Here is a 13195-nt window from a genome sequence, read left to right on the forward strand (position 1 = left end):
TACTCATACCCATAAACTTTTCCTTACCTTGATGACTTAGCTTTTGAGGCATTATAGAACCGTTAATGACGAGCGGGCTCTCCTGTGTATTTTGTTTGTTTTGTCAAGTACAATTTATACCAAATTAGATGAGCTTACCCTGTTTTTTTAAACAAGCTGAAATCGTGGCAACTCCCCTGTCCAAAAGCAGTGCGAATAATCTCTTTTTTTTCGGAATTAATTACTAATTGAGTTTTTAGCGTATGCTGTTTTTTCTTGCCTGAATAACATTTTTTCTGCTTCTTTTTGGGTCGTTCAATAGCTGTTTCCGTGACATCCATCACCACGACTTCTGGAGGATCAGACTTTTTGAGTAATGCTTTTTTCCCAGGAATACGGAACTTTCCTGTTTTCATTAAAGTTGATTCGATGTTAGTTACAATTCGGCAAATAGTTGATTCAGATACTCCCCAACTTGTCCCAATATGAAAATATGTTCGATATTCTCGCCAATATTCCAAGGCGACTAAGACTTGTTCTTCGAGAGTTAGGATAGTGCGACGTCCTCTTCTGTATTTATGATTTTCTAACCTGAAGTTATCTAAGGCATTAACCATTGCTTCTAAGGTGGAATTTTGACACAAAATCTACGTGTAAATTCATGAGGTTTCAAATTTAGATAAGATTGATTTTTCATAATTTAGTTATTGTGTAACTACAAACAGGACTTTTTAGCATTTTATCTTGTTTCTAGCAAAACTTTGTGAAAATCAAGTTAGGAGCTGGGATTTAATCAAGTAAAGCAAAACTTCTCATTATATCATAAAAATATTTTGCAAGAGGTCTAATGTGTAGGTTTTCTCGCCACACATTCGATTCATGGGGAAATTGAATGCGATCGCAGAGCCATCAAACAAACAACTTTGTGGGATTAAAAGATTTCTGTCAATGCGTAAATCCTAGCTTTGTTGATAGCCTGAACTTATAAGTCTTATAAGAAATTCTGTATCTAAATATACTATTTTTGTATAAATCATGACATTTATCAAGTTATTCTGACATTAAGGGCTAGATTCCACACCTTACCTACAAAATTTGTAAGCTCCAGAGTTGAGAAGGTACTCCAAGCTTTTACCAGGCTATGGGCTTTGGTTGTTGGCGTTGGCACTCGAGCTAAGTTCTCAGATTCTAGTTGTCCGTGAAATGTGATATGAGTTGAAATCTCCCAAATCCATGCCGAAACTCAAAGAATCTTTTAATCACCCCCATACCGAACCAGCCGATTCCGCGATTCGCCTAAAGCAGCATAAAGACCTGTTTTCTTGGCTTTCGATCGCTGCGGCGCTAATTTTTCTACAGGGGTACATGATTGCTCCCCTGATTCCACGTTTGGCTGAAGTTTTTAATGTTCCGGTTCAGGAAATCGGCTTTATCGTTCCAGCCTATATGCTGTCCTATGCACTGATGGCATTATTCTTCGGCCTCCTGTCCGATCGCTTTGGTCGGTGGTCTATTATTCGCATCTCGCTTGCTCTTTTTGTCATTTTCACGGCTTTAACTGCCACTGCTCAAAATGCTTCGCAGATGGCAACCTGGCGGCTATTAACCGGGATTGGAGCAAGTGGTGTGATTCCCCTTACCTTCGCCTTAATTGGCGATTTATTCCCGTTTGATCAGCGAGGTGCCAAGCTAGGATTGGTGTTTGCAGCAATGGAAGGGGGAATGGCAGCAGGCTCTGCGGGGGGAGCGATTCTTGAGCCATTTGTAGGTTGGCGATCGCTCTTTCTAGGTACTGCTGTGCTTGCTGCTGTTGTGCTTTGGCGGCTTCATCCTTACGGCTCTTTATTTGATACACCAAAAGTCACCAAATTACCGCCTATTCGCCAAATTTTTAGGGGATACAGCCAGATATTAGCAACCTTTCGGGGAAAGCGTACATATGCTTATGTTCTGTGGAATGGTATCTACCACTCTGGGGTATATACATGGCTAGGGTTGTATTTATCGCAACGGTACGGTATGGATGCCTTGAGCATTGGTTTAAACATTCTTGGGTACGGCATTCCCGGTTTATTGCTGAGTTCTTTCATTGGTCAAGCCGTCGATCGGTGGGGACGGCGTTGGCTCGTTCCAGCAGGGTTGGTCATGGCTGCTGTGGCTGGAATTGGAATGATTTTTGAGATTCCGCCAATCGGAACGACGATCGCAGTTCTTATTTTGTCTTTAGGGTATGACCTGACTCAACCCTTGTTTGTCGGAATTGTGACCGATCTCGGAGATGACAACAATTTGGGGCAAACGATGGGACTGAAGGTATTTACTCTCTTTACTGGATTTGGTGTAGGCAGTCTCATATTTGGAGAGCTACTGCGCTTTGGATTTGGGCCTTCTCTCGCTATCTTTGGTGGCATTCAGTTGATAACTGGTTTGATCGCAGTCCCGCTATTCTGGCAGGAAGTCCCCTCTCGATTACGGGGTTAGCGACTGTTGCCCAAACCAATGTTGCCTACATCAATACTGCTTAAATCATTGCGCTCAGTGGTGGTAATAACGCTCTATAGATGTTCTGTTGTAGAGCATCTATAAAGTGTCATTTTCAATAAGTTATTTCCAAATGAATGTCTCCGAATCTTAAAAAAGTAGCCCGATTGCCGATAGTATAAAATAGGATATTACCGATTTAAACACATATGAGTCAGCTTCATAAATATATTGATAAACATTTATCTCAAACTCAAAAGTTGCTAGGAATAAACTACGAAAACTAATAACTTTAATTGTTAACGCTGAGGGTTTGCTCGCTAAAAAAGAAGCATAAATAGAGCGAAAAAAAGATAGTTATTAAAGCGGGAAGCGGCAGCCATCATGAGGAAGATGCAAGCAACCCCGTCACACAATTGTTTCATTATTTGATGAGGGACGATCGCCCCAGCAAATTAGGCATATTATCAAAGGATATGCTCGCCTCTGTTCTGGGGGAAACTAAACCCAAACCAAAACTCCAACACGCCCGCCATGCCCAAACTTCCCGAATGCGTAGGCTCCATCCGGGGCCGAGCCATCGCTGTCTCCTCTACGCCCGCAACCCACACTTAATCTGTGCAGTTCATCCCACAGGCTCAGACACCGACACTTGCCCCGACCTTTGAGCAGACCCCAACGCCCAACCCAATGAACTGTGGGAACCCGAAGGGGCAAGCTACTATGGCTGCGAATTGATTCTGCAACCGAGGCAGCGGTGGACACCAGAGAAACAGTTAGAACTTTTGGATACCCACTCACTGTTTACTGGCCGGTGTCTCCAAGGTGAAATGACTTACCCCCAGTATGAAACGCCGCCTGTTCATTGGGATTGTTCGGCTTGTGGATGGATCACTGATTCGGTTTGAGGTGATGGTCATTGGTAACAAGTTAAGCTAAGAAAGCATTTGTCAATCAGCAATTATGCTCAACATTTGCTCGGATTTTGGGCAGACAACTGAGATTTGGGCGATCGTGCGATCGTGCCGAGGGTGATATTTATACTTACTCCCTCTCAAATCGTAAATTTTCCACTCCTAAAAAAGCAGTTTTTTTGAGTAATATTACTGATTGACAAATGCAATTAAGTTTTAACTTGTCACCAAGGGGTGATGGTTGACAACGATAATTATCAGCAAGGGGAAAACACTCGATCGACACCCCGCTGGAAAGTGCAGCCGACTCATCCCCCAACAAGCACCCAAAACGCGCATTGAGGCAGCACAGTTAACAACACAATCTCATGAACCCACGATTGCCAGAAGCGAAACATGAGCTCACTTTTGTTGAGTAAATTACTATGTTACAATCAGCTCCAATAATAATTAAGTTTTAAAATCGGCCTTAACCTCACGCTCAATTCCCTTGCGATCGCTAGAACAACAATGACAATCAACTTAGCTGGCTATCAATTCGTTGAAACCCTCCACAGCGGGATAAGAACTTCAGTCGATCGCGCTCGCAAGGATTCGGACTTGTCCAACGTGATCGTCAAAACGCTAAAGGCTGAGTATCCCACTCTTTCTGACATCACCCGCTTGCGACACGAATATCAAATTCTGCACAGCTTGAACGCAGAAGCGATTATCAAAGCCATTAGTTTAGAAAGCTATAAAAACGGTTTAGCACTGATATTAGAAGATTCCGGCTCCGAGTCTCTCAACCATTGGATTAAAGGGAAAAAACTCACAATTATTCAATTTCTTTCTTTTTGTCTCCAGCTTGTCTCTGCCTTAGCAGAAATCCATAAACATAACATTATTCATAAAGATATAAAGCCACAAAACATTATCATCAACCCAGCTAATGAAAAAGTTCAAATTATTGATTTCAGCATCGCTTCGCGCCTGGAGCGAGAAAATTCGACGCTCAGCCATCCAGATTTGCTCGAAGGCACACTAGCCTATATGTCGCCAGAGCAAACTGGCCGGATGAATCGGTCAATTGACTACCGCACTGATTTTTATTCACTAGGCGTTACCTTCTATGAAATGCTCACAGGCGAGTTGCCCTTTAATTCCACAGACCCGCTGGAATTGGTACACAGCCATATTGCCAAAACTCCCATTCCCCCTCACCAGCTAAATCCTGAAATCCCACCACAAATTTCAGCGATTGCCATGAAGTTATTAGCTAAAAATGCTGAAGACCGTTACCAAAGCACTGAGGGGCTAAAATTTGACTTAGAAACTTGCTTGCTCAAACTACAGGCTAGCGGATATATTTCCAACTTTGTTGTTGGAAGTGCGGATAAAGCAGGGCAATTAAATATACCGCAAAAGCTCTACGGTCGCGAGCAAGAAATTGAAAAGATTCTAGAAACTTTCGATCGCGTTGCCAGTGGCACCACCGAATTAATGCTGGTTTCCGGTTATTCCGGGATAGGCAAAACAGTTTTGGTCAATGAAGTTCACAAACCCATTGTGCGGCAACGAGGCTATTTTATTGCGGGGAAATTTGACCAGTTCAAGCGCAATATTCCTTATACTTCTCTGATTCAAGCATTCCAATCCTTAACTCAGCAACTTCTAACCGAAGGCGAAGTAGAAATCCAAACTTGGAAAGAAAAACTGTTATCCGCTTTAGGCGATAACGGACAAGTCATCATTGATGTTATCCCTCAAATCGAATTAATTATTGGCAAACAGCCACCCGTACCTGAGCTAGGGGCAACTGAAGCTCAAAACCGTTTCAGTCGAGTCTTTAAACAATTCATTGGCGTATTTACGACTATTGACCATCCCTTAGTTATCTTCCTAGATGACTTGCAGTGGGCGGATTCGGCATCGTTGAAATTAATTGAATTGCTAATAACTGATTCTGATAGCAAGTATTTATTGCTGATTGGGGCATATCGAGATAACGAAGTTTCTCCAACTCATCCGACGATGCAAACGATTGACAAGATTCGCCAAACTGGGGCGACGGTGAATAATATTGTCCTTCAGCCATTATACCTGGTTCATGTCGAAGAATTAATTGCGGATACTTTAAATGAATCTGGCGGTTCGGAATCCTTGTCTGTAAAGACGCGAAATTTCGCGTCTCTACTTTTTAATAAAACGCAGGGCAATCCTTTCTTCTTAAGTCAACTCCTCAAAACTCTCTATCAAGAAGATTTGTTGACTTATGATTTATATTCTGGCGTCTGGCAATGGAATATTGAGCAAATTCAAGCGATCGGCATCACCGATTACAATGTTGTCGAACTGATTGCTAGAAACATACGCAAATTGCCCGAATATACACAAAAAGTATTAAAATTGGCTGCTTGTATTGGCAACAGTTTTAACTTAGAAGTTTTGGCAATTGTTAATCAAGAATCATCCTTAGTCACGGCGGCGCAATTGTGGGAAGCACTTCAAGCTGGGTTGATTTTACCTTTGAGCAACGAATACAAAATTCCCCTCGTATTTAATCAGGAAGAATCGGGCGGTTTTACCTTAACTGATGTGAAGGTTGACTACAAGTTTTTACATGACCGAGTCCAGCAAGCTGCCTATTCTTTGATTCCAGATGAGCAGAAAAAAGAGACCCACTTAAAAATCGGTCAACTGCTGCTGCAAAGTACAACGCCAGAAGACCGAAAAGAAAATATTTTCGCTTTAGTTAACCAACTCAATTATGGTACTGACTTACTTACCACTGAATCCCAAAAATATGAACTAGCCGAATTGAATCTGATTGCAGGTCAGAAAGCCAAAGCTGCTACAGCCCACGATTCCGCCGTCAAATATTTGCAAGTGGGTTTATCTCTGCTAGCGGTAGATAGCTGGGAGAATCGGTATGAACTGGCATTAAGGCTGCATGAGGAAGCAGCAGAATCAGCATATTTGAGTGGTGATTTTGACGGAATGCAGAGATTCGTTGAGATAGTACAAAACTGCGCCAAAACGCTGCTGGACAAAGTGAAAGTGTACGAAGTCCAGATGCAGGCTTACATAGGGCAGAACAGGCTGCTAGAAGCGGTTAATACAGCGCTACAAGTTTTAAAGCTATTAGGGGTCGAGTTTCCCTCAGAGCCGAAACCGTCCGATATTGGGCAGGCACTAGGCGAAACTGCGGCAATGTTGAGTGGAACGCGAATTGAGGATTTAATTGACCTGCCTCAAATGAGCGATCGCTATAAACTAGCAGCCATCAAACTTTTATCAAGTATCTTTGCTCCTGCATATATTGCTGCTCCTAAACTGTTGCCGTTGACGGTGTGCAAACAAGTAGATTTATCCGTCCAATATGGTAATGCTTCTGTTTCTCCCATTGCTTATGCCAATTATGGTCTTCTGCTTTGCGGAGTTGTGGGAGATATTGATTCGGGTTATCAGTTTGGTCAATTAGCTTTAAGTCTGCTGTCAAAGTTAAATGCTCAAGAAATCAAAGCCAAAACAGTCGTCATAGTAAATATATTTATCCGACCTTGGAAAGAGCATCTGAGACAAACATTAGAGCCTTTGCTATCAGCTTACTCTAGCGGATTGGAAATGGGAGATTTAGAATTTGGTGCTTTTGGTATATTGGTGTACTCTTATTTCTCTTACTATACCGGCAAAGAACTGACTGCCCTTGAAAGAGAAATGGCAATCAACAGAAATGCTATTCATAAAATTAAGCAAAAAACAGCGCTTAATTATCACGAAATTTATTGGCAGGCTACCTTAAACCTGCTCGGAAAAAGTGAAAACACCTGCCGTCTCCAGGGTGAAGCGTGCGATGAGCAGATAAGATTGCCCCTGCACCAGCAAGCAAACGACAAAGCGGCAATTGCCTACATATATTTAAATAAAATCATACTTTGTTATTTATTTGAAAATTACTCAGAAGCGATTGAAAATACTGAGATAGAAGAGAAGTATTTGGACGCAGTAGTCGCAACACCTCATCTTCCTCTATTCCATTTTTACGATTCTTTAGTACGGTTAGCGGTGTATGCCCCTAGCCCCGCGTCTGGGCAACATAAAATTTGCGATCGCGTACAAAGTAATCAAGAAAAATTGCAAAAATGGGCACATCATGCCCCAATGAATCATCTGCATAAATTCTATTTAATAGAGGCAGAAAAGCATCGTGTTTTAGGCGAAAAAGTAGAAGCGATCGAGATGTACGACAAAGCGATCGCTCTTGCGAAAGAAAACGAGTACATCAACGAAGAAGCACTAGCTCACGAACTCGCTGCTAAATTTTATTTTTCATGGGGTAAAGAAAAAATTGCCCGAACCTACATGACCGATGCTTATTATGCCTATATGCGCTGGGGAGCTTTAGCTAAAGTTAAACATCTAGAAGAAAAATACCCGCAATTAATAACGCGAGCCTCTGTCGTCACCGAAACCCCTTTCGATCCTAAGATGACAATTCCTCCTTTGACCATTACAGGCGGTCAAACAGAGTTACTAGACTTGGCAACTGTAATGAAAGCATCTAGTGCCATTTCTAGCGAAATTGTTCTACCTAACTTGCTCACCAAGTTAATGAAAATTTTGATAGAAAACGCAGGCGCTGAAACTGGAGTGCTTATTCTCTCAAAAGAGGGTCAACTTGTTATAGAAGCAGCGGGGACTAAAGATCGAGTCCGAGTGCTAGAATCTTTACCAGTATCCACTTCTGGGCTAGTGCCTATCTCGGTACTTAATTACGTCACCAGAACTCAGAAAGATGTCGTTTTAAATGATTCGGGCCGCGAGGAAATCTTTAACGCCGACCCCTACATTACCCAACACAAACCAAAATCAATTTTGTGTGCGCCTATCCTATATCAAGGTAAGTTAAGTGCCATCCTGTACCTAGAAAACAACGTGATTGCTGGCGCTTTCACGCCGAAGCGGGTAGAAGTGTTGCGGATGCTATCGGGACAAGTTGCGATCGCCTTAGAAAATGCCAACCTCTATCACACTTTAGAAGTCAAAGTAGAAGAGCGAACCGAGGAATTAAAAGCCAAAAATACGCGCCTAGAAGTAGAAATTCAAGAGAGACAGCGAGCCGAGCAAGCGGCCGAAGCCGCAAACCGCGCCAAGAGCCAATTTCTCGCCAACATGAGCCACGAACTTCGCACACCACTCAACGGCATTTTAGGTTATACCCAAATCCTCAAGCGAGACACAGGTTTAACCAGTCAGCAAAATTCTGGTATTAACATCATTCATCAGTGTGGCGAACACCTCCTAACTCTGATCAATGACGTTCTAGACCTCTCCAAAATCGAAGCCGGAAAAATGGAACTCTACCTCACCGAGTTTCACCTGTCAGACTTTCTCCAAGGCATTACTGAAATCTGCCAGATTCGCGCCCAACAGAAGGGAATCTCTTTGATTTACGAACCGCTAACTCCACTTCCAACTTGCGTCCAAGCCGATGAAAAAAGATTGAGGCAAATTCTCATCAACTTACTCGGTAATGCCATAAAATTCACCGAGAAAGGAGGCGTTAGTTTTAAAGTAGATAGACTAGAGACTCAGCAATCTTTGTCATCACCAATCGCCAATCCCCAATCCCTAACAGCGAAATTTATTTTCCAAGTAGAAGATACAGGCATTGGCATCGCGCCGGACGAACTCTCAAAAATATTTTTGCCCTTCGAGCAAGCCAGCGGTTCAGTTAGCCAGATAGAGGGGACAGGATTAGGGCTGCCAATTAGTCGCCAATTAGTGGAGATGATGGGCGGCGAACTGAAAGTACAAAGCTCTTTAGGTAAAGGCAGTATTTTCTGGTTTGAGTTAGAGTTGCCTATTACCGAAAGCTGGGAAGGGTATCAAAAAGAACCTGAAAAAATTATCAGGGGTTTCTCAGGCGCTCAGCGGAAAATTTTAGTCGTTGACGATCGCTGGGAAAATCGCTCTGTCCTAGTTAATCTTTTAGGTCCTATTGGGTTTGAATTAATGGAGGCAACGGACGGTCAAGACTGCGTGAATAAAGCGCTGTTATTTCAACCGGACTGTATTATAATTGACTTAGTAATGCCCGTCATGGACGGCTTTGAAGCGGTGAGGCGGATCAGAAAAATTCCTGCATTGAAAGATGTAATCGCGATCGGAACTTCTGCTAGCATTTTATCCGGCGAACCCCACAGTATTTTCCATGCGGGTTGCAACGCTTTTCTCCTCAAACCAATTCGGGCAGAAAAGTTATTAGAATGCTTGGGCAACCATTTAGGTTTAGAATGGATTTATGAGGAGCGAACAACTTTCAGTTCAGAAGGTATCTTCACCGATTCCCCTTCTCAAATCCAAGACCAACAACTGATTGCTCCCCCTTCGGAAGAAGTTGCAGTCCTGTTCGATTTAGCCATGAAAGGTGAACTCCTCAGTATTGAGAAGCGAGCCAGCAAGCTGAAGGCAATAGATATGCGTTATGCACCTTTTGCCAATCAGTTGCTTGAATTAACCAAAAACTTTGAAGAAGACAAATTAGTTGAATTTGTTCAACAGTTTAGATGAGGACTAAAAATGACTAGCGAATCTTTAGACAGAGGAACCATTTTAATTGTGGATGATACGCCCACTAATCTGGGTGCAGTATTGGATTTTTTGAGCGCATCTGGCTTCACTGTTTGGGTAGCTCGCAGTGGGTCTAGCGCTATCAAAAAAGTGCAATATTCTCAGCCGGATTTAATTTTGTTGGATGTTCTGATGCCAGAGATGGACGGATTTAAAACCTGTCAACATCTAAAAGCAAATGACTTAACTAAAGATATCCCAGTCATTTTTATGACCGCGCTGGACGATACAGAAAGCAAAGTCAAAGGCTTTAATGTGGGGGGAGTTGATTATATCACTAAGCCCCTTCAACAGGAAGAAGTTTTAGCTCGGGCTATCACTCACCTGAATCTGCGAAATCTAACTAAAAAGCTTCAGGCGCAAATTGTCGAGCGCGAGCGAGCGCAAGCCGACCTACAAGTTTTGACACAAGAGCTAGAGACGCGAGTAGAACAGCGCACCGCTGAACTTTCCCAAACGAATGAACGCCTCAAGCAGGAGGCTGCTGAACGCAAGCTTGCAGAAGCAGCTTTGCAAGCATCGGAAGCGCGAGAGCGGCACAAAGCCCTACAGCTCGAAAATTCCCTCCACGAACTCAAGCAGGTGCAAAGCCAGCTCATTCAGAGCGAAAAAATGTCCGGGTTAGGCCAACTCGTAGCTGGCGTAGCCCATGAAATCAATAATCCAATTAATTTTATTTATGGAAATCTTTCCTATGCTCTGGAATATTCAAAAGCTTTGGTCACTATCCTTGACCTCTACGAAAAGCACTATCCTAATCCAGCTCCAGATATACAAGCAGAAATCGCAGCCAGCGAGCTAGATTATCTCAAAGACGACTTGCCTAAATTGTTCAAATCGATGTACTTAGGAGCCGATCGCATCCGCGAAATTGTTTTGTCTTTGCGCCTCTTCGCACGGCAAGAAGGATATGAAATGAGAGCGGTCAACCTTCACGAAGGCATGGATAGCACGCTGATGATTTTACAGAGCCGGCTAAAATTTAAGTCAGACCGCCCCTCGATTGAAGTGGTGCGGGACTATTGCCCAAACCTGCCAGAAGTGGACTGTTATGGGGGAGAAATGAATCAGGTATTTATGAATGTACTTGCAAATGCGATCGATGCTATTGACGAGTGGAACAAGCAGAGATCGCTAGAAGAAATTAAAGCGAATCCTAGCGTGATTCGGATTAGCACAGAAATAACAAGCAGCAATTGCGTAGCTGTCCGAATTGTGGACAATGGGCCAGGGATCTCGGAAGAGGTTCGTCGCCACGTATTTAACCCGTTTTTTACGACAAAACCCCCCGGTAAGGGCACAGGGATTGGGCTGTCCATTAGCTGGCAAATTGTAGTGGAAAAACACCGGGGAAGCTTGGGGTGTATTTCTGCGCCAGGCAGGGGAACAGAGTTTACTATTGAGATTCCGATTCGGCAGGAGTCTCCTGTCTTGTCGCTGTCAGCTTGATGTTCTGCAAAAATTTAGTGAATCCATTGGGTTGATTTTTTAGGACAATTTCAGGATAGCAAGTTAAAAAACCTAGGGGGCGATCGCGCTTCGATGTTACTCTCTAACCCACCACTGATTTCTCACCTACAGAATGAAGTATTCGGGTGCGATCGCCCTCAAAAAAATCCACCTGTAAATAATCTGGATTTTTAACAAATATGTCCGACCATTCGATCGGATTCAACAGCAACGACGTAAAACATAGAGGCAACGCCTCGCAAGGGATCGATTAAATTAGCCTCGTTCTCTCGCCCAAATGCTGCAACATTGACCTTACACAGCCTGAAGCGATAGAGCAGTTTTATCCCACTTTTTGTCTGAGTATGTCAGATATCGTCACCCCTTATTGAGAATGACAATGTGCTGCGAAATCTCCCTAAAATGATGGAATCCCTGATTTCTCAAGGATTCCATCTATCGGAGCGGCGGGATTTGAACCCACGACCCCTACTACCCCAAAGTAGTGCGCTACCAAGCTGCGCTACGCCCCGACAGCTTTAATAGCTTAGCATAGAATTCCCGAAAAAGTCAAAAAACTTTTAAAACTTTTGCAGCCTGCACCAAAGTCGGAACCACAGCCGTCGGCCAAAAACCCTCGCACCTCCTGCCAGCATTCAAGATCAATTGCACGCTGTAAGCTTCGGGATAGCCTTCCACCTGCACCCACAGCAAGTCGCTTTCAGCTTCAATAGCTATTTTTTCCTCGTCCATTAACTCAGAAGCCATTTGACTCATTGTGCCTGCTAATTGCCCCAACAATCGGCAAAAATCGTTTAACTCAGCCTCCGTGAGTTCGATCGCCCAACCGTCGCCAGCCACCAAACCCTTAAACTCCTCGGCCTCCGGGTTCCATCCCAAACGCCACCCAACACCCGTTTTAATTACACGTTTTACCATTAAGGGATTTTAGATTTTAGATTTTGGATTTTAGATTAGTAGGGTTTACCCATAAATACGAAAGAAAACGGGTTTTTTACCTGTGTTAAAAGCTCAAATGCAGTATTTCCATAAAAAACCCGGTTTCTGCATTCGTGAGTATTAAGGTGCCAGCAACTTCGCATCTCCCGGCTGCGGCTGCGGTATCTCCGGCGAACTCGATCGCCCTTGTGGTTTTTCCGCCCCCGGTGTGCGCCCACGCCCGGAATTCTCCGTAAAAACATCAACCAAAGCTTGAACCAAAGCATCCCGCTGTGTTCTATTTAACCTTTGAATAGCAGCACGATCTTGTTCCATTGGATTTGACCGCAAAACGTCGTTTCCCGGATACACGCTTTCTACCAAATAATCGGGAGTCGCGCCCAAATAGTCAGCTAAACTCAACTTCCAATCAAAGCGGTAATTGGGCGGGCGTCCTTTGACAAATACGTGATATCGAATCAACCGCCCGACTAAAGTATTGGTAGAATCGACTTTTCCAGTTTCCTTGGAAATGTAGTTATTTTCGATCGGGAAATCCGGCAATTTTTCGTACACAAATTTCCACGCATCTTGCACCCTCACTTGCAACGGCGCAGATTGTTGAGCAACCCGCTGCACAGACGCCGACTCAGAACTCCGCAGCAGCGAAGGTTCCAAAGCCGACAGACTCAGTTCACCCGATTCCAATACCCAACTCAAAAGCGTGAAAATCGCCACACTCAAAGTAACGAACAGAAAACTCAAGCCCAGCTTTAATTTCTTCACGGTTTTGACAATTATTTCAAAAATAGAATAAT

5 protein-coding genes, 1 tRNA gene and 1 pseudogene are annotated in these 13195 nt (G+C 43.5%); 3 read left to right on the forward strand and 4 right to left on the reverse strand.

The window, feature by feature from the left end; all coding sequences use genetic code 11:
- Positions 1–137: 137 nt before the first annotated feature.
- Positions 138–524 (reverse strand): annotated as a pseudogene (locus QUB44_RS00005) (transposase family protein); the annotation flags it as partial.
- A 688-nt stretch (positions 525–1212) separates the two neighbouring features.
- Here QUB44_RS00005 and QUB44_RS00010 point away from each other — a divergent pair.
- From QUB44_RS00010 to QUB44_RS00020, 3 genes are all read left to right on the forward strand, one after another.
- Positions 1213–2460 carry an MFS transporter gene (locus QUB44_RS00010; protein ID WP_333361567.1) on the forward strand — a complete coding sequence of 416 codons (1248 nt, stop codon included), beginning with the start codon at positions 1213–1215 and terminating at the stop codon, positions 2458–2460.
- Positions 2461–3884: 1424 nt separating this feature from the next.
- A complete protein-coding gene (locus tag QUB44_RS00015; RefSeq protein WP_333361569.1) occupies positions 3885–9929 on the forward strand; it encodes an AAA family ATPase in 6045 nt (2014 codons plus the stop codon).
- A 9-nt stretch (positions 9930–9938) separates the two neighbouring features.
- The gene (locus QUB44_RS00020) at positions 9939–11438 is read left to right on the forward strand and encodes a response regulator (protein WP_333361571.1); all 1500 of its coding nucleotides are present in this window, start codon (positions 9939–9941) and stop codon (positions 11436–11438) included.
- Between the two features lie 459 nt (positions 11439–11897).
- Here QUB44_RS00020 and QUB44_RS00025 read toward each other — a convergent pair.
- The 3 genes from QUB44_RS00025 to QUB44_RS00035 form a co-directional block, all read right to left on the reverse strand.
- Positions 11898–11971, reverse strand: a tRNA-Pro gene (locus QUB44_RS00025).
- 37 nt (positions 11972–12008) lie between these two features.
- The gene (locus tag QUB44_RS00030) at positions 12009–12377 is read right to left on the reverse strand and encodes a DUF1818 family protein (protein WP_333361573.1); all 369 of its coding nucleotides are present in this window, start codon (positions 12375–12377) and stop codon (positions 12009–12011) included.
- 141 nt (positions 12378–12518) lie between these two features.
- Positions 12519–13163, reverse strand: a complete 645-nt coding sequence (locus tag QUB44_RS00035; RefSeq protein ID WP_333361575.1) for a hypothetical protein — start codon at positions 13161–13163, stop codon at positions 12519–12521.
- Between the last annotated feature and the right edge of the window lie 32 nt (positions 13164–13195).

The organism is Microcoleus sp. AT3-D2 (assembly GCF_036705715.1).
Taxonomy (GTDB): Bacteria; Cyanobacteriota; Cyanobacteriia; order Cyanobacteriales; family Microcoleaceae; genus Microcoleus.